The sequence below is a fragment of the Micromonospora sp. CV4 genome (assembly GCF_003667455.1).
Lineage (GTDB): Bacteria > Actinomycetota > Actinomycetes > Mycobacteriales > Micromonosporaceae > Micromonospora.
On the sequence record NZ_RCVI01000364.1, the window covers coordinates 1 to 17,722 of the forward strand.

Sequence of the window (17,722 nt, forward strand, 5' to 3'; positions counted from 1 at the left end):
GATGCAGCGTAGTCTCGTGGGCTCGGAGATGTGTATAAGACACAGCCCGCCGACCCTCGCCGCCGACCCGACCGGCACCGACGTCACGGCCGACCCGGCCGGGGCGGTCGCCGACCCCCGGCTCGATCCGCTGCGCGCGGCGGCGCGCGAGGCCGGCGTCACCGTGGTGGTCGGCGCCGCGGCCCGGCACCCGGACGGCCGGCGGACCATCGCCGCACTGGTGGTCGACCGGGCCGGCGCGGTCCGCGTCGGATACGACAAGCAGCAGCTGTGGGGCACCGAACGGGACCTGTTCAGCCCCGGTGGGCGGGGTGCCACGCTGCTCGTCGACGACTGGCGGCTCGGGCTGGGCATCTGCTACGACGGCTGCTTTCCGGAGCACGGCCGCGCCGCCGCGCTCGACGGGGCGCACGGTTACCTGTGCCCCAGCGGCTATCTGGCCGGCTCCGAGCACCGCCGGGACCTGTACTACGCCGCGCGCGCCCTGGACAACACCATGTTCGTGGTCTTCGCCAACGCGGTCGGAGGCGTCGACCCGTGGCGCTTCAACGGCGGCGCGGCGATCTACGACCCGCAGGGGCGGTTGCTGGCCCGGGGCGCCGACGAGGGCACCGCGGTGCTGGTGGCGACGCTGGACCCGGCCGTGCTCGCCGCCACCCGCACGGCCCATTCGATGCTCGCCGATCGACTGCCGGACCAGGGTGGCCAGCGGGTGTCGATGTCCGGTTGAGCACCCCGTCAGGTCGACACCCGCCGGACCTGTTGGCGGACACGTCGGTCCCGTAGGGTGCCCGAGTGCCACTGCTCCTGCTGGACCTGGACAACACCCTGCTGGACCGGGCCGGGCCGTTCCGCCGCTGGGGTGAGCGCTTCCTGGACGGCATCGGCGCGCCCCCCACCGACATCGACTGGCTGATCTCGATCGACGCCGACGGGCTGACCGACCGCTGGGACCTGGCCGACGCCATCCGGGACCGCTACGAGCTGCGCATACCCTCGATCGACCTGGTGGAGGAGCTGCACGACGGGGTGGTCGCGCAGACCCGGCTCGATCCGCTGATCGCCTGCGCCCTGCGGATCGCCGACGACGCCGGCTGGGTGCCGGTGGTGGTCTGCAACGGCACGGTACGCGTGGAGGACGCCAAGATCCGCCAGACCGGCCTGGACCGCTACGTCGCCGACTGGGTGATCTCCGAGGAGGCCGGGGTGAGCAAGCCGAACCCGCGGATCTTCGCGCTCGCCGCGCAGCGGGTTCGGATGCCGCTGCGTGGCGCCTGGGTGGTCGGCGACAGCCCGGAGGCGGACATCGGCGGCGCTGCCGCGGTCGGGCTGCCCAGCGTCTGGCTGCACCGGGGGCGTACCTGGTCGGACACCCGGTTCGCGCCGAGCCGATCGGTGGACGGGCTGATCGCCGCGGTCGCCACCGTGCTCGGCGGCTGACGGCACGCGTCGCCGCCGCTCGCGGCGGACGTTTCGATAATTCGGTTGACCGGCTGCCGGGACGACGGCGAGCATGGTCAGCGCATCGTGCACCCCGGGTACGCGCCCGGTCGAGGAGAGGGGGTCGGTCATGGCCGTCTTCGCAGGTCGCTTCCAGCTGCCTTCATCAGCCTCGACCAAGGGAACCTCACCACAGTGCGTGATCACGACCTCCCGGCGCTTGAGCGCCGGCCCCGCGGCAGAAGTCGCTTCGACGACGACGAGCCGCAGTTTCTGAAGCGCGGGCGGCACACCGAGCCGCCCGCCGACCCGGACAGCGAACCTGACCCGGACACCGGCGACCGCTGGTCGTCCTGGGACGACGCCGTGCACGGCCCGGAGCCGTACCCGGACTGGCTGGTCACCGAGCTGGCCGCCAAGGACACCGAGCTGGGTGTGCTGAAGACCGGCAAAGAGGCGGACGTGCACCTGGTCCGCCGCGCGGTGCCCGGCACGGACCGGTCCTGCCTGCTGGCGGTCAAGCGTTACCGGGACGCCGAGCACCGGCTGTTCCACCGGGACGCCGGCTACCTGGAGGGCCGGCGGGTGCGCCGGTCCCGCGAGAACCGGGCGATGGCCGGCCGGACGGCCTTCGGTCGGCAGATGATCGCCGGGCAGTGGGCCGCGGCGGAGTTCGCCGCCCTGAGCCGGCTCTGGGAGCTCGGCGCCGGGCACGACCGGATCGCCGTGCCCTACCCGGTGCAGCTACGGGGCACCGAGTTGATGCTGGAGTTCGTCGGCGACGCCGAATCGGGGGAGGCCGCGCCCCGGCTGGCCCAGCTGCGGCCCGGTCCGACCGAGCTGCGCGACCTGTGGGACCAGATGGTGGAGGCGCTGCGGGTGCTGGCCCGGGCCGGCTACGCGCACGGCGACCTGTCGCCGTACAACCTGCTCGTGCACCGCGGCCGGCTGATCGTGATCGACCTGCCGCAGGTGGTCGACGTGGTGGCGAACCCGCAGGGGCCCGAGTTCCTGGCCCGCGACGTACGCGTGGTCGGCGCCTGGTTCGTGGCCCGGGGGCTGGCCGCTGAGCAGGTCGACCCCGGCACGCTGACCGGGGAGCTGCTGCGCGAGGCGGGACTGCGCTGACCGGAAGGGGTCGGGCGGCCGCACCGGCCGCCCGACCCGCCGGTCACTGCAGGTAGCGCTCCACCTCGGGCTTGGGGCGTTCGCCCTGGGAATCCGGGTCGCCGTGGGTCTGCCGGGCGGCCCGCCGGCGGCGCAGCAGATCCCAGCACTGGTCGAGGGACTCCTCCAGGTCACGCAGCCGCTCGCTGGCCTCGCCCTCGGTGCCCGACTCGTGGGCCTGAGCCGCCGCACGCAGCTTGTGTTCCTCGTCGACCAGTTCAGAGATCCGGTTCAGGATGGTCTTGTCGTCCATGCCACAGAGCCTGGCACAGGGTGCCCGGCATCGCCCGGATTCGGGGGGACCGGTGCGTCCCCGGTCACGGTCGCGGGTCGGCCGCTGTGCCGGCGTCCCCGCCCCTGGCGGCTCGCCGCCGACCTGGCGATCGACGAGAGTACGAGCCCGGCCAGTGCCGGTGCGGGTGATGCTCCTGACTCTCCACTGCGGACACCGGCTGGGCTGCGCCCGGGACGTGAACGCGCCATGAGCGTGGAAATTCCACCGGGCGCAAGTCTAGAGGTGCCCCGGTTTTGGTGAGATGCTTCCGTCGCCCATAAGGTGAAAGTTCCACAGTTCCGACCGACCGAAGTGGACCGCTGCGGTCGAAGGGACGCCGAGGAGTCGTGGTTCCATGTCGCAGGTGTCCGATGCCGGCCCCGCCCCCGTCAGCACCGAGCCCCGGACGATACCGCTCCGTCGCGTCCTGCCCGCGCTGGTCCGCGACCCGCTCGGCGCGCTGGTCGGCTTCGCGGACGCCGCCGGCGGCGAGGTCGTCCGGCTGAACCTCGGCTCGTTCCGCCCCTACCTGGTCAGCCACCCGGAGCACCTGCAACGGGTGCTGAGGGACAACGTTGCCAACTACACCCGCGACGGGGACGGCCTGCTCTGGCGGCCGGTCCGCCGGATCGTCGGCGACGCCATCCTGGTCGCCGAGGGGGAGGTCTGGGAATCCAGCCGGGGCGCGCTGCAACCGCTGTTCACCGCCAAACGGGCCGAGACGCTGGTCGACAAGATGGCCGACGCCATCAATGAGGCGGTCGACGAGTGGCTGGAGCCGGTGCGGGAGGGCCGCCCGATCGACGGCGGCGCCGAGCTGACCCGCATCGTGCTGCGTACGACCATGCGGGTGCTCTTCGCCGACCGGATCTCGGTGCCGGACGCGCTGCGGATCAGCGCCGCGCTGGACACCGTCACCACCGCGATGCTCCCGCGCCTGCTGGTGCCCTTCGTGCCGTACGCGGTGCCGATGCCCGGCGACCGGCCCTTCCGTGAGGCGGTGCGGACCATCGACGAGGTGGTGCTGCCGATCATCCGGGAGGCCCGGGCCCGGCCCACCGACGGCGACGACATCATCTCCACCCTGTGCCGGCCCCGCGCGGACGGCCGCCAACCCGACGAGTACGCCATCCGCGGCGACGTGGTGGCGATGTTCTCCACCGCAACCGAAACCACCATCGCCCTGCTCTCCTGGCTCTGGCCGGTGCTGTCCTCCCGGCCCGACGTGGCCGAGCGGATGACCGACGAGATCGAGCGGGTGGTCGGCGGCGGCCGGGTCGGCCGTGAGCACCTGCCCGAGCTGCGGTACGGGCGGATGGTGCTGGATGAGATGCTGCGGCTCTACCCGGCCGGTTGGATGATCCCGCGGACCGCGGTCGGCGACGACGTGCTGGGCGGCGTACGGATCAAGGCCGGCGGCACCGTGCTGGTCAGCCCGTACGTCACCCAGCGGATGTCGACCTTCTGGGACGACCCGGACCTCTTCGACCCCGAGCGTTTCGCGCCGGAGCGGCCCCGGCGGCCCTACCGCTACTCCTACTTCCCGTTCGGCGGTGGCCCGCACCAGTGCCTCGGGCAGTACCTGTTCCTGCTGGAGGCGCAGCTCATCGTCAGCACGGTGCTGAGTCGCTACCGCTTCCAGCTGCGCCACGCGGTCGACCTGACACCGCGGATGGGCGCCTCCCTGCAACCCAAGCAGCGGGCCGAGCTGATCCTCACCCCGGTCGAGCGCCCGGTCGTACCGTGACGGGGCCGGTGCAGACCGGTCACGACGTCGTCGCCGAGCAGGGTCGGGTGTGCGCTCTGGCCGTACGCGGCGTACGCGACCTGCAGGACGTCACCGCCGCCCACCCGGAGCTGTTCGACGCCGCGCCGTTCGACCCGGCGCTGCTCAGTTCGGTGGCCACCGCGATCGCGTTCACCGCGCCCTGGCACACCGCCGCCGAGCTGCGGATCACCACCCGTACCCTGCTCTGGGTCTTCGCGGCCGACTGGCAGGTCGACTACCTCGCCCGGTCCGCCGACGACGTCCGCGAGGTGGTGACCGACTGCCTGGCGGTGGCCGACGGTGGCGCGCCGCCGCCCGGGCGGCACCTGGCGCGGCTGCTGGCCGACCTGCGCGACGAGCTGGCCGCCGTGCCGGCCTTCGCCGAGCTGCGGCCGATCTGGCGCGACGAGCTGGCCCGGATGCTCGCCGCGGTGGCCCGGGAGTGGGACTGGAAGAAGCTTCCCGCCGACCCGTCCACCGGACAGCGCCTGCCGGACCTGGACGGCTACCTGGACAACGCCGACAACCTCGCCTGTTCCTTCGTCAACGTCACCCACTGGATCGCCACCGGCGACGACGAGACGCTCGCCCAGCTGAGCGACCTGCTGGCCGCGGGGCGCGGCGTGCAGCGCGTACTGCGGCTGGTGAACGACCTGGCCACGCACGGCCGGGACGCCGAGTGGGGCGACCTGAACGCGCTGCTGGTCGCCGACCCGGCGCAGGTGCACACCCGGCTGGCCGAGCTGACGGCCGCTTCCCGTGCGGAGCTGGCCGCCCTCGCCGAACGCTGCCCGCGCCAGGCGGACTACCTGCACCGGCAGATCTCCTTCACCGGCGGCTTCTACCAGGTGTCGGACTTCTGGGGGGTGCGTGATGAGTGACGGCGCGTTCCGGGTCCTGGCCGGGCCGGTCACCGGCGGCGACCCGGCCACCGACTCCGCCCGCGAGCTGATCGCCGGCCTGGTGCTGCGGCCGTGGGGGCAGGTCGCGCCATCGGTGTACGAGACCGGTCGGCTGGTCGCCGACGCCCCGTGGCTGACCGGCCACCGCCAGCGGATCGGGTTCCTGCTGCGCCGCCAGCGCCCGGATGGCGCGTGGGGCCCGCCCGAGGGGTACGCCCTGGTGCCCACGCTGAGCGCCACCGACGCGCTGCTCGCCGCGCTGGCCGAGAGCCCTGCCGGGACGGAGCTGCTCGCCCCGGTGGCCCGCGGGCTGCGGGCGCTCACCGGCACGCTGCTCGCCATCGACGCCCGGGAGCTGCCGGACACCCCGGCGCTGGACCTCATCGTCCCGGCGCTGGTCGACTCGATCAACAACCGGCTGGCCGGACTGGGCCAGGAGACCGCGGACCGGCTGCCCCGACCGCCGCTGGGGCTGCCCGCCGGGCTCGAACCTGGTCGGCTGCGCGCGGTGCGGGCGGCGGTGGCCGCCGGAGCGGCGCTGCCGCCGAAGCTGGCCCACTTCTACGAGGTGTTGGACGCGGCGCCGGCCGACGCCGGGCCCACCCTGACCGCCGTGGGCGCCTCGCCCGCCGCCACCGCGGCCTGGCTGACCACGGCCGGGCCGGACGCCGGGCCGACCGCGCACGACTTCCTGCGGGACCTCATCCGCGACGGCGGTGGCCCGGTGCCCTGCCCGGCGCCGATCACCGTCTTCGAACGGGCCTGGGTGCTCAGCGGGCTGCGCCGCGCCGGCATCGCGGTCAACCCACCGAGCGCCCTGCTCAAGAGCCTGGCCGGGGCCACCGGCACCGAGGGCATCGCCACCGGCGACGGGCTGCCGACCGACGCCGACACCACCTCGGTGGCGTTGGACGCGCTGGCCCGACTCGGTCGCCCCGCCGACCCGGGCAGTCTGTGGGCGTACGAGACGACGGACGGCTTCTGCACCTGGCCGGGCGAGGACGGCTTCTCGGTCACCACCAACGCGCACGTGCTGGACGCCTTCGGCCAGCACGTGGCCCGGCACCCGGATGCCGACGGGCGGTACCACCGGGCGGTCGAACGGCTCAGCGTCGTGCTGCCCGGGCACCAGCGCGCCGACGGCGGCTGGCAGGACCGGTGGCACGCCTCGCCCTACTACGCGACCGCCTGCTGCGTGCTGGCGCTGGCCGAGTTCGGCCGGGGCGCGGCGGCGGCCGAGGCGGTGGACCGGGCCGCCCTCTGGGTGCTGGACAGCCAGCGCGCCGACGGCTCGTGGGGGCGGTGGGCCGGCACCGCCGAGGAGACCGCGTACGCCCTGCAGATCCTGTTCGCGGCGCCGACGGCGGGACCGCGGGTCGACGACGCCGTGGCCCGGGGGCACGCCCACCTGCACGAATCGGCTGGTCGGGAGCACCCTCCACTGTGGTACGGCAAGGAGCTGTACTGCCCTACCGCCATCGTCCGCTCGGCAGTGCTCGCCGCCTGCCGACTGGCCGCCGCCCGCACCCCGGGTGTCGACCGTTCGGTGGCGGATTGCGGTTACCAGGCAACAAAAACAACAACTTGAGGGGTTGTGTGGACACTGCTAGCGTACGCAGAGCCTCAGCCCCGTATGCCCCGCTGCGGTGGGACATCGCCCTCCATGATCACCCGTTGATGAGCTGAGTCAACGCCCAGCCTGGGACGGTTCAATGCGTTCTCGCGGTACGAGTATTCGCACCAAGGTTGTCGCCCTGCTGCTGTCCCTGGTCGCGCTCTGGATGTTCGCGGCATGGGTCACCCTGCGGGACGGCTTCAACCTGCTCGGTGTCCAGTTGCTCAACAGCAAGGTCTACACGCCGAGCGAGCCGCTGCTCCAGGAGCTCCAGCTGGAGCGGCGGTTGACCCAGGCGTACCTGAGCAACCCCGGTGCCGAGCAACGGGCGGCGCTGGAGGCCGAGCAGCGCAAGACCGCGCAGCTGGCGGACGACTTCGCCAGCTCGGTCCGCAACTGGCAGGTCGACGTGGCCGGCAGCTCGGCGCTCGACGCCCAGCTGGACGCCACGATCGCCGAGGTCGGCGCACTCGAACAGACCCGGGCGGAGGTGCTGGGCCGCAGGATCGACCGGGTCGCCGCAGCCACCGCCTACACCGGCGCCATCGAGTCGATCTTCCAGGTCTACGACGTGACGGGCAGCCTGGACGACAAGGAGATCGCCGCCGAAGCGGCCGCCCTGATCCAGCTCAACCGGATGAAGGAGCTGATCTCCCAGGAGGACGCGCTGCTCAGCGGCCTCTTCGGCAACGGCCGGATGAGCGGGCCGGAGTACGCCCGCTACGTCAGCCTGGTCGGCGCCGAGCGGTTCCTCGGTGAGGAGACCCGGGCCCGGCTCGCCGACGCCGATCAGCGCCGTTACCAGCAGCTCGTCGAGGGCGAGGCGTTCACCCGGCTGCGCGCCGTGCAGGACGGCATCATCCGCGAGGGCCGGCCGGCGACCCAGCTGCCGGTCAGCGCCGAGCAGTGGCGCGGGACCGTCGAGCCCGCGCTGGCCGAGGTCAACGAGGCGGTCGCCGCGGGTGGCGAGGGCATCGTCGACCGGGCCACCGGCGTCGCCGTGATGGTCGTCGTCCGGCTGGTGCTCGCCACCGGCCTGGGTCTGCTCGCCGTCATCGCGTCCGTCGTCATCTCGATCACCACGGCGCGTACCCTGCTGCGCCAGCTCGAGCGGTTGCGTCAGGCCGCCTGGCAGCTCGCCGACGAGCGGCTGCCGCGGGTGGTGGAGCGACTCGGCCACGGCGAGGAGGTCGACGTGGCCACGGAGGCGCCGCCGCTGGAGTTCGGCACCGACGAGATCGGCCAGGTCGGCAAGGCGTTCAACGCGGTCCAGGAGACCGCCCTGCGTACCGCCGTCGAGCAGGCCGACCTGCGCCGCAACGTCCGCGAGGTCTTCCTCAGCCTGGCCCGGCGTACCCAGGCGCTGGTGCACCGCCAGCTCACCCTGCTGGACGCGATGGAGCGGCGCGAACAGGACGCGGAGGAGCTGGAGGACCTGTTCCGGGTCGACCACCTGGCCACCCGGATGCGGCGCAACGCGGAAAACCTGATCGTGCTCTCCGGCTCCACCCCGGGGCGGGCCTGGCGCCGCAACGTGCCGATGGTCGACGTGGTGCGCGGCGCGGTGGCCGAGGTGGAGGACTACACCCGGGTCAACGTGCTGCCGCTCGGGCCGGTCTCGCTGGCCGGCCGCGCGGTCGGCGACATCATCCACCTGCTCGCCGAGCTGATCGAGAACGGCCTGTCGTTCTCCCCGCCGCACACCACGGTGGAGGTTCGTGGCCAGCTGGTGGGCCACGGGTTCGCCATCGAGATCGAGGACCGGGGCCTCGGCATGAGCGAGGAGGACCTGGCCGCGGCGAACCACCGGATCGTCGACCGGTCCGAGCTGAACCTCGCCAACGCCGCCCGCCTCGGCCTCTACGTGGTGAGCCGGCTGACCGAGCGGCACGGCGTGCGGGTCCGGCTCAAGGAGTCGGCGTACGGCGGCACCACCGCTGTCGTGCTGATCCCGCTGGAGCTGGTCACCGAGAACGGCGCGTCCCCGGAGGACTCCGGCGCGATGCGGGCCGGGTCGCCGGCCATCCCGCTGCCGTCGTCGTCGACCGCCGCCCTCGCCGCCAGCGATCGCCCGACCACCCTCGCGCTGGCCGCACCACCGGCGACGGCCGGCACGACGGCGCCGGACGCACCGGAACCGGTGACCCCGGCCGCCCCGGGGGCGGTCCCGGCCGGCGCGCCGGTGGCGAGCGGGACGACCAGCCCGACGGCGCAGACCGACGGGACCGATGTGGACGCCGCCCTGCCGACCCGCCAGCGGACGACGCCGGGCACCGGGTCGTCGGAGCTGCCCAGCCGGGCCCGGCGCGCCCTGGGCCAGCCGGCCCTGGAGGGCCCGACGGTGCCCACCGGCCTGCCCTCGGTCGACCGCGTCGGACCGACGGACCGCGCCGACGAACCGGGCGCGGACGGCGGGCCGATGCCCGCCCGGGCCGAGGCGGACCGGACGGACTCCGGCCTGCCGGTGCGGATCCGGCAGGCGAGCATCGTGCCCGAGCTGCGCGACGACCCGACGGCCACCGAGACCGACGAGGAGGACGCGGCGCGTCCGCCCGAGCAGGTGCGCCGAATGATGAGCTCCTACCAGAGCGGTACGCGGCGAGGTCGGACCGACGCGGCACGACTGCTCGGCGGCCCGTCCGGCGCCCCGCCGGCGACGCCCGAGCCGACCGACGAGGACCCGCGAACTACCTGACCGGGCGCCGGTGACGCGGGTTTCCGTGCGGCGTGATGGTCAGCCCCAGACGAGTACGGCGACAACAGCCGGGGGAGAAGAGGACGACGAGTGGCCCAGAAGACGGCTTCGAGTGCCGACCTGACGTGGTTGCTGGATGATCTTGTGGGCCGGGTGAAGCAGGCCGAGCATGCGGTCGCGCTCTCCACCGACGGGCTGTTGATGGCCTCCTCGCAGGGGCTGAGCCGGGACGACGGCGAGCACCTCGCGGCGATGGCGGCCGGCATCCAGAGCCTGGCCCGGGGCGCCGGCAAGCGCTTCGGTGGCGGGCAGGTGCAGCAGACCATCATCGAGATGCAGTCGTCGTTCCTGTTCGTCACCGCGGCCGGGCGCAACGCCTGCCTGGCGGTGCTCGCCAGTGAGGACGCCGATGTCGGCCTGATCGCCTACGAGATGGCGATGCTGGTCACCCGGGTCGGCAAGTACGTCGCCTCCCCATCCCGCGGCGCCGACCAGCCGGCCGGCGAGAAGTAGCGGCCATGACGGTGCAGGGAGAATCCGCGGACCATCAGTGGGTGGATGACCATGCGGGTCCGGTGGTCCGCCCGTACGCGATGACGCGCGGGCGGGCCCGCCCGGTCACCGGCACGTTCGACCTGATCTCCCTGGTCACCGCGACCCGAGCCGACGTCACACCGGAGATCGGCATCGGTCCGGAGCACCTGGCGATCGTCGGACTGTGCCAACGAATACAGTCCGTCGCCGAGATCGCCGCCCATCTCGACCTGCCGGTGGGCACCATCCGGGTGCTCCTCGGCGACCTGGCGGCCCGCAACCTGGTGCAGGTTCGCGAACCACAGACCACGGCCGGTCTTCCCGACAACAGCATCTTCGAGGCGGTAATCAATGGACTACGGGCACTCTGACCGGCCGGCGGGAGCGACCCCACTGCCCACCGCGATCAAGATCCTGGTCGCCGGTGGCTTCGGCGTGGGCAAGACCACGATGGTCGGCGCGGTGAGCGAGACCCGGCCGTTGCGCACCGAGGAGGTGCTGACCGAGTCCGGGGTGGGCATCGACGACCTGTCCGGTGTGGAGGAGAAGACCACCACCACCGTGGCGATGGACTTCGGCCGGATCACCATCAGTGACGACCTGGTGCTCTACCTGTTCGGCACCCCGGGGCAGGACCGGTTCTGGTTCGTCTGGGACGAGCTGGCGCTGGGCGCGATCGGCGCGGTGGTGCTGGCCGACACCCGGAGACTGGCCGACTGCTTCCCGTCGATCGACTACTTCGAGGGCCGTGGCACCCCGTTCGTGGTCGCGGTGAACTGCTTCGAGGGCTCCCGGCAGTACCGGCTCGACGAGGTGCAGACCGCGCTGAACCTGGACCCGGGGGTGCCGGTGCTGCTCTGCGACGCCCGTCAGCGCGAGTCGAGCAAGGAGGTGCTCGTCACGCTGATGGAGCACGCCATGAAGACCCGGGAGGCCCGACGCCGCGCCGCCGGCTCGAACTGACGAGGTCCGAAGAAATAATTCCGGCACCCGGTGTCCGGAACGGCCGCGGCCGATCGTCATGCTGGCGATACCCGGACACACCAGGGAGCGACCAGATGAAGTACATGATGTTCGTCTGCACCGACACCGAGCCGGACACCGACCCGAGCGACGTACCCGACATCCACGCTTGGGTGGCCGAGAACGACGCGCGTGGCCGCCGCCTCCAGGGCGACGCGTTGGCGCCCACCACCGCGGCCACCACGGTTCGCGTGCGCGGCGGTGAGCTGCTCGTCTCCGACGGGCCGTTCGCCGAGACCACCGAGGTGATCGTGGGCTTCGACCTGCTCGACTGCGCCGACCTCGACGAGGCGATCGAGGTGGCGCGTGCCCACCCGATGGCCCGGCACGGACGCCTGGAACTGCGCCCGTTCGCGGGCCTGCCCGGCTGACCGGGTGGCCCGTACCGAAACGCCGGACGGTGCGCGGCACGGACGCGCCGGCCGAGTGACCGGCACGCTGGCGGCCGAGGCGGCGGAGGCCGTCGCGGCCGCCGGCGCCGAGGCGTACCCACGGATCGTCGCGACCCTGATCCGGGTGACCGGGGACTGGGCGTTGGCCGAGGACTGCGCCCAGGAGGCGCTGGCCGTCGCGCTGGAGCGCTGGCCCGGCGACGGTGTGCCGGCCAACCCGGGCGGCTGGCTGATGACGGTGGCCCGCAACCGGGCGATCGACGTGCTGCGCCGGGCCGCCGTGGAACGCCGCAAGCTGCACGACCTGGCGGTGCTCACGCCGGTTGACGCTGAGCCCGGGCCCGCGGTGGGGGAGGACGTGGTGGACGACCGGCTGCGACTGATCTTCACGTGCTGCCACCCGGCGCTCGCGATCGAGGCCCGGGTGGCGTTGACGCTGCGCACCGTCTGCGGGGTGCCGACCGCCGCCATCGCCCGGCTCCTCCTGGTCAGCGAGTCGACGATGACCCGACGGCTGACCCGGGCCCGGACCCGGATCGCGCAAGCGGGCATCCCGTACCGGGTGCCGAGCGGGCCGGCGCTGGCCGAACGGCTGCCCGGCGTGCTCGCCGTGCTGTACCTGCTCTTCACCCGGGGCTACGTCGCCGACGGCGAACCCGCCTTCGCCGACGAGGCGGTCCGGCTGGCCCGGCTGCTCGACCGGCTGATGCCGGAGCAGTCCGAGGTCGCCGCCCTGCTGGCGCTGTTCCTGTTCCAGCACTCCCGCCGGGACGCCCGTCGCGACGCCGCCGGTGCGCTGCTGACGCTCGACCGGCAGGACCGCCGCCGGTGGGACCACAGCGCGATCGCCGAAGGGCTCGCCGCGCTGGCCCGGGCACGCGACGACGGGCCGTACGCGTGGCAGGCCCGGATCGCGGCCTGCCACGCCACCGCCGCGTCCGCCGAGGCCACCGACTGGCCGGCGATCGCATGGGCCTACGACGCGCTGAGCCACCTCCGACCCTCGCCGGTGGTGGCGCTCAACCGCGCGGTCGCGCACGGCTACGCGTACGGTCCGGCCGCCGGGTTGGCGCTGCTCGACGCGGCCCGCACCGGCGGCGGGCTGGACGGTTACCCGCACGCCGTGGCGGTCGAGGCCGACCTGGTGGCCCGACAGGGCGACCGGCTGCGCGCCGCCGCCCTGTTCCGGCGGGCCGCCGAGGCGGTGGGCTCCGCCGCCGAGCGGAGCGCCCTGTTGAGCCGGGCCACGGAACTCGACCCGTAGCCCGGCATGCCGGAACGCGGCAGGGCCCCTGACCGCTCGCGGCGGTCAGGGGCCCTGGTGACGTCGGTACGTCAGCTGGCGATCATGCGGCGCAGCACGTACTGCAGGATGCCGCCGTGCCGGTAGTACTCCGCCTCGCCCGGGGTGTCGATCCGGACCACCGCGTCGAACTCGACGCCGGTGTCGGTGGTGACCGTCACCGTGCGCGGGGTCTCGCCGTCGTTGAGCGCGGTCACCCCGGTGAAGGTGAACGTCTCGGTGCCGGTGAGGCCGAGCGACTCGGCGGTGGTGTCCACCGGGAACTGCAGCGGCAGCACGCCCATGCCGATCAGGTTGGAGCGGTGGATCCGCTCGTACGACTCGGCGATGACCGCCCGGACGCCCAGCAGCATGGTGCCCTTGGCCGCCCAGTCCCGCGACGAGCCCGAGCCGTACTCCTTGCCGGCCAGGATGACCAGCGGGATGCCGGCCTCCTGGTAGGCCATCGAGGCGTCGTAGATCGAGGTCTGCTCGCCGGTGAGGTGGTTGACGGTGAAGCCGCCCTCCACCCCGGGGACCAGCTGGTTGCGCAGCCGGATGTTGGCGAAGGTGCCCCGGATCATCACCTCGTGGTTGCCCCGGCGGGAGCCGTACGAGTTGAACTCGTGCCGCGGCACGCCGTGCTCGGCGAGGTACTGACCGGCCGGGGAGTCCGGCTTGATCGAACCGGCCGGCGAGATGTGGTCGGTGGTCACCGAGTCGCCCAGCTTGGCCAGCACCCGGGCGTCGGCGATGTCGGTCACCGGGCTCGGCTCCTGCTGCATGCCCTCGAAGTACGGGGGCTTGCGCACGTAGGTGGAGTCGTTCGCCCAGGCGAAGGTGTCGCCGGTGGGGGTGGGCAGCGACTGCCAGCGCTCGTCGCCGGCGAAGACGTCGGCGTACGCGGCGCTGAACCCGGTGGCGCCGATCGCCTGGGCGATGACGTCCTGGATCTCGGCGCTGTTCGGCCAGATCTCGCGCAGGAAGACGGGGTTGCCCTCGCTGTCCTCGCCGATCGGCTCGTTGGCCAGGTCGATGTCCATCGTGCCGGCGAGCGCGTACGCGACCACCAGCGGCGGGGACGCCAGATAGTTCATCTTGACGTCCGGGTTGATCCGGCCCTCGAAGTTGCGGTTGCCGGAGAGCACCGAGACGACGGCGAGGTCCTTCTCGTTGACCGCCGCCGACACCTCCTCAGGCAGCGGGCCGGAGTTGCCGATGCAGGTGGTGCAGCCGTACCCGACCAGGTTGAAGCCGAGCTTGTCCAGGTACGGAGTCAGGCCCGCCCGCTCGTAGTAGTCCATGACGACCTTGGAGCCGGGCGCCAGGGTGGTCTTGACCCACGGCTTGCGGGTCAGGCCCTTCTCCACGGCGTTGCGCGCCAGCAGCGCGGCGCCGATCATCACCTGCGGGTTGGAGGTGTTGGTGCAGGAGGTGATCGCGGCGATCACCACGGCGCCGTGGTCCAACTCGTACTCGACGCCGTCGGCGCCGGTGACCCGGATCGGGTCGGTGGCCCGACCGCCGGAGCCGACCGCCGCGGTCTCCAGGTCGCGCGGCTCGTCGGCCGGGTCGCTGAACTCGTTGGCCGGCGGGTCGCTGGCCGGGAAGGACTCGGCGCTGGCCTCGTCGGCCGGGCCGTTGGCGCCGATCGGCAGCTGCTCGCGGGGCACGCCCGGCTTCAGGTCGCGCTCGCCGGCCTCGTCGTCGGCGACGTAGTCGGTCAGCGCCGAGCGGAACAGCGTCTTGGCGCTGCCCAGCGGCACCCGGTCCTGCGGGCGCTTCGGGCCGGCCAGCGACGGCTCGATGGTGCTCAGGTCGAGCTCCAGGCGCTCGGAGTACTCCGGCTCCGCGTCCGGGTCGTGCCAGAGGCCCTGCTCCTTGGCGTACGCCTCGACGAGCGCGACCTGCTGCTCGTCGCGACCGGTCAGCTTCAGGTAGCGGACCGTCTCGCCGTCGATCGGGAAGATCGCCACGGTGGAGCCGTACTCGGGGGACATGTTGCCGATGGTGGCCCGGTTGGCCAGCGGCACGGCGCTCACGCCGGGGCCGTAGAACTCGACGAACTTGCCGACCACGCCGTGCTTGCGCAGCATCTCGGTGATGGTCAGCACCAGGTCGGTGGCGGTGGTGCCGGCCGGCATCTCGCCGTGCAGCTTGAAGCCCACCACGCGGGGGATCAGCATGCTGACCGGCTGGCCGAGCATCGCGGCCTCGGCCTCGATGCCGCCGACGCCCCAGCCCAGCACGCCCAGGCCGTTGACCATCGTGGTGTGCGAGTCGGTGCCGACCACCGTGTCCGGGTACGCCTGGCCGTTGCGCTCCATGATGGTGCGGGCCAGGTACTCGATGTTCACCTGGTGCACGATGCCGGTGCCCGGCGGGACGACCTTGAACTCGTTGAACGCGGTCTGGCCCCAGCGCAGGAACTGGTAACGCTCCTTGTTGCGCTCGTACTCCAGCTCGACGTTGCGCTCGAACGCGTCCTCGCGGCCGAACAGGTCGGCGATGACGGAGTGGTCGATGACCAGCTCGGCCGGGGCGAGGGGGTTGACCTTGGTGGCGTCGCCGCCCAGGTCGCGCACCGCCTCGCGCATGGTGGCCAGGTCGACCACGCAGGGCACGCCGGTGAAGTCCTGCATCAGCACCCGCGCCGGGGTGAACTGGATTTCCACGCTCGGGGCGGCGGTGGAGTCCCACCCTCCGAGCTGGCGGATGTGGTCGGCGGTGATGTTCGCGCCGTCCTCGGTCCGCAGCAGGTTCTCCAGCAGGATCTTCAGGCTGTACGGCAGCCGGGCGTGGCCGTCCACCTTGTCGATCCGGAAAATCTCGTAGCTCGCGTCTCCGACGCGTAGCTGGGTCTTCGCACCGAAGGTGTCGAGGCTCGCCACGTCGTACTCCTTCACACCAGCGACCGTGAGTAGTCCTGAGCAGTGTGTCGCACCGGCCAGGATGCCGCCGAGGTTAGGTGACACTTACCGCCGATTCCGCTCTCAACAAAACCGTACGTCCGTCTTGCTAGTTGCGCAACCCGGCACCGGCCCGCGCGCCATCTCATCCCTAGCCTCCTAGGACGCGTTACGGGGCGTGGGCCCGGACGCACGGGCCGGTCGACCCGACCAGCCGCAGGTAGGGTTCGAGGCCGGACGGGGAAGGGGTCGACGGTGTTCGACGTTCAGCACTGGCTCGTGTCGCTGCCGCCGATCGCGGTCTACCTGCTCGTCGCCGGAGTGATCGGCGTGGAGAGCATGGGCGTCCCACTACCCGGCGAGATCGTCCTGGTCAGCTCCGCCCTGCTCGCCGCCACCGGCGTCGTCGAACCGGAGTGGGTGGCCACCGCCGCCGCCACCGGCGCGATCATCGGCGACTCCATCGGGTACGCGGTGGGCCGCCGAGGTGGCCGACCGCTGCTGGCCCGACTGGGCCGGCGCTTCCCCCGACATCTCGGCCCCCCACAGCTCGCCCGGGCCGAACAGAGCTTCGCCCGGTACGGCGTCTGGGCGGTCTTCTTCGGTCGGTTCGTGGCACTGCTACGGATCCTGGCCGGCCCGCTCGCCGGGGCGCTGCACGTGCCGTACCGGCGGTTCCTGCTGGCCAACGCGGCCGGCGGGCTGGTCTGGGCGTTCGGCACCACCTACCTGCTGTTCACCGTGGGCCGGGCGGCCGAGCACTGGCTCAAGGACATCTCCTGGGCCGGGCTGGCCCTCGCGGTGCTCGCCGGCCTGGCCAGCACCTGGTGGCTACGCCGCCGGGCCCACCGGTTCGAGGCGGCCGAGCCGACGCCGGACGCCGAGCCGGTGCGCGCGGGCCACGAATCCTGATCCGGGCATGACGAAAGGGCCGGACCCCTGGGGGTCCGGCCCTTGTCGATCGTGCTGCGTGGTGTGTGTCAGCTGGTGGCGTAGCCGCGGGTGGCGATCCAGTCGGCGAGGTGCTCGACGGTGACCTCGTAGGAGGCGGTGTCCGGATCGGCCGAGTCGGCGATCTTCACCACGTTCCCGCCGTCGCGGTACCCGACCACGCTGATGTAGTGCCCGCCCTCGAAGGAGTGCACGCCGCCGTCAACATCGGTGGTGGTGCCGGCGATGTTCGCGACCACAGCCCGACCGTCGTCCACGGTCTTGACGATGTCGGCGCGCAGCTTGTCGGTCTGCTTGCCGTCAGCGCTGGGGCTGGAGATCTCCACGCTGTGGTAGGCGTCGTTCTTGCCGGTCTCCTTGTTCAGCACCGGGGTGATGTCGTTGATGGAGTTGGTGCCGGCCTCGGTGGTGCCCATCTCCTTGGCCATGGCGTCCACGCTGATGTCCTTGCCCTGCACGGACAGGGCGTTACGGGTGGCGGCGGGGCCGCAGTAGTAGAAGTTCGGCTGCGCCTCGTACCGCACACCCAGCTGACGCTCACCCGACGGCTTGCGGTCGGTCTGGGTCTTGGCCGGCTTGGCATCCGAGGCCGCGTACGCGGCGGTGACGGGGCCGGCGATGGCGCCGCCGGTGAACGCGAGGCCAGCGGCGGTCAGAGCGGTCTTGCGGATCAGATCGGTACGCATGATGGCGTGCTCCTCTGCATCAGGGGTGCATACGACACACAAGGGGGGTGCATCGCACGGGAAAACGGGGGGAAAGTTCAAGGG

16 protein-coding genes are annotated in these 17,722 nt (G+C 72.6%); 13 read left to right on the top strand and 3 right to left on the bottom strand.

Annotated elements, in window-relative coordinates; all coding sequences use genetic code 11:
- Position 1 precedes the first annotated feature (1 nt).
- The 3 genes from EAD98_RS25670 to EAD98_RS25680 all read left to right on the top strand — a co-directional run bounded on the left by EAD98_RS25670 (position 2) and on the right by EAD98_RS25680 (position 2,568).
- Positions 2-730: a carbon-nitrogen hydrolase family protein gene (locus EAD98_RS25670; RefSeq protein WP_147457488.1), complete on the top strand. Its 729-nt coding sequence runs from the start codon at positions 2-4 to the stop codon at positions 728-730.
- A gap of 65 nt (positions 731-795) precedes the next feature.
- Positions 796-1,440, top strand: coding sequence for an HAD family hydrolase (locus tag EAD98_RS25675; protein WP_121656559.1), 645 nt, complete (start codon positions 796-798; stop codon positions 1,438-1,440).
- Positions 1,441-1,635: 195 nt separating this feature from the next.
- Positions 1,636-2,568 carry a serine protein kinase RIO gene (locus EAD98_RS25680; RefSeq protein WP_121656560.1) on the top strand — a complete coding sequence of 311 codons (933 nt, stop codon included), beginning with the start codon at positions 1,636-1,638 and terminating at the stop codon, positions 2,566-2,568.
- 43 nt (positions 2,569-2,611) lie between these two features.
- Here the strand turns inward: EAD98_RS25680 and EAD98_RS25685 are convergent, their stop codons facing one another.
- Complete coding sequence (locus EAD98_RS25685; RefSeq protein WP_121656561.1) at positions 2,612-2,860, bottom strand: DUF2630 family protein; 249 nt, start codon at positions 2,858-2,860, stop codon at positions 2,612-2,614.
- 430 nt (positions 2,861-3,290) lie between these two features.
- Between EAD98_RS25685 and EAD98_RS25690 the strand changes: the two genes are divergently transcribed.
- From EAD98_RS25690 to EAD98_RS25730, 9 genes are all read left to right on the top strand, one after another.
- The gene (locus EAD98_RS25690; RefSeq protein ID WP_199723551.1) at positions 3,291-4,628 is read left to right on the top strand and encodes a cytochrome P450; all 1,338 of its coding nucleotides are present in this window, start codon (positions 3,291-3,293) and stop codon (positions 4,626-4,628) included.
- Between the two features lie 8 nt (positions 4,629-4,636).
- On the top strand, positions 4,637-5,530 hold the full coding sequence (locus tag EAD98_RS25695) for a terpene synthase family protein (protein WP_233583974.1): 894 nt from the start codon (positions 4,637-4,639) through the stop codon (positions 5,528-5,530).
- A complete protein-coding gene (locus EAD98_RS25700; RefSeq protein WP_121656564.1) occupies positions 5,523-7,139 on the top strand; it encodes a prenyltransferase/squalene oxidase repeat-containing protein in 1,617 nt (538 codons plus the stop codon). Before EAD98_RS25695 ends, EAD98_RS25700 begins: the two co-directional genes overlap by 8 nt.
- A 124-nt stretch (positions 7,140-7,263) precedes the next feature.
- Positions 7,264-9,861 carry a nitrate- and nitrite sensing domain-containing protein gene (locus EAD98_RS25705; RefSeq protein WP_121656565.1) on the top strand — a complete coding sequence of 866 codons (2,598 nt, stop codon included), beginning with the start codon at positions 7,264-7,266 and terminating at the stop codon, positions 9,859-9,861.
- 90 nt (positions 9,862-9,951) lie between these two features.
- Complete coding sequence (locus EAD98_RS25710; protein ID WP_074312735.1) at positions 9,952-10,374, top strand: roadblock/LC7 domain-containing protein; 423 nt, start codon at positions 9,952-9,954, stop codon at positions 10,372-10,374.
- Positions 10,375-10,379: 5 nt separating this feature from the next.
- Positions 10,380-10,766: a DUF742 domain-containing protein gene (locus tag EAD98_RS25715; protein ID WP_121656566.1), complete on the top strand. Its 387-nt coding sequence runs from the start codon at positions 10,380-10,382 to the stop codon at positions 10,764-10,766.
- Positions 10,747-11,358, top strand: coding sequence for an ATP/GTP-binding protein (locus tag EAD98_RS25720; RefSeq protein ID WP_121656567.1), 612 nt, complete (start codon positions 10,747-10,749; stop codon positions 11,356-11,358). Before EAD98_RS25715 ends, EAD98_RS25720 begins: the two co-directional genes overlap by 20 nt.
- Positions 11,359-11,462: 104 nt before the next feature.
- Positions 11,463-11,789 (top strand): YciI family protein, encoded by a 327-nt coding sequence (locus tag EAD98_RS25725; RefSeq protein ID WP_233578776.1) that lies wholly within the window; start codon positions 11,463-11,465, stop codon positions 11,787-11,789.
- 67 nt (positions 11,790-11,856) lie between these two features.
- On the top strand, positions 11,857-13,074 hold the full coding sequence (locus EAD98_RS25730; protein WP_121656572.1) for an RNA polymerase sigma factor: 1,218 nt from the start codon (positions 11,857-11,859) through the stop codon (positions 13,072-13,074).
- Between the two features lie 71 nt (positions 13,075-13,145).
- Here EAD98_RS25730 and EAD98_RS25735 read toward each other — a convergent pair whose 3' ends face one another.
- Positions 13,146-15,998, bottom strand: a complete 2,853-nt coding sequence (locus EAD98_RS25735) for an aconitate hydratase (RefSeq protein ID WP_121656569.1) — start codon at positions 15,996-15,998, stop codon at positions 13,146-13,148.
- 258 nt (positions 15,999-16,256) lie between these two features.
- Between EAD98_RS25735 and EAD98_RS25740 the strand changes: the two genes are divergently transcribed.
- Positions 16,257-16,913, top strand: a complete 657-nt coding sequence (locus EAD98_RS25740) for a DedA family protein (RefSeq protein WP_121656570.1) — start codon at positions 16,257-16,259, stop codon at positions 16,911-16,913.
- A gap of 68 nt (positions 16,914-16,981) precedes the next feature.
- On the opposite strand, the gene EAD98_RS25745 is transcribed toward EAD98_RS25740, so the two are convergent.
- Positions 16,982-17,638 (bottom strand): C39 family peptidase, encoded by a 657-nt coding sequence (locus tag EAD98_RS25745; protein ID WP_121656571.1) that lies wholly within the window; start codon positions 17,636-17,638, stop codon positions 16,982-16,984.
- Positions 17,639-17,722: the final 84 nt, after the last annotated feature.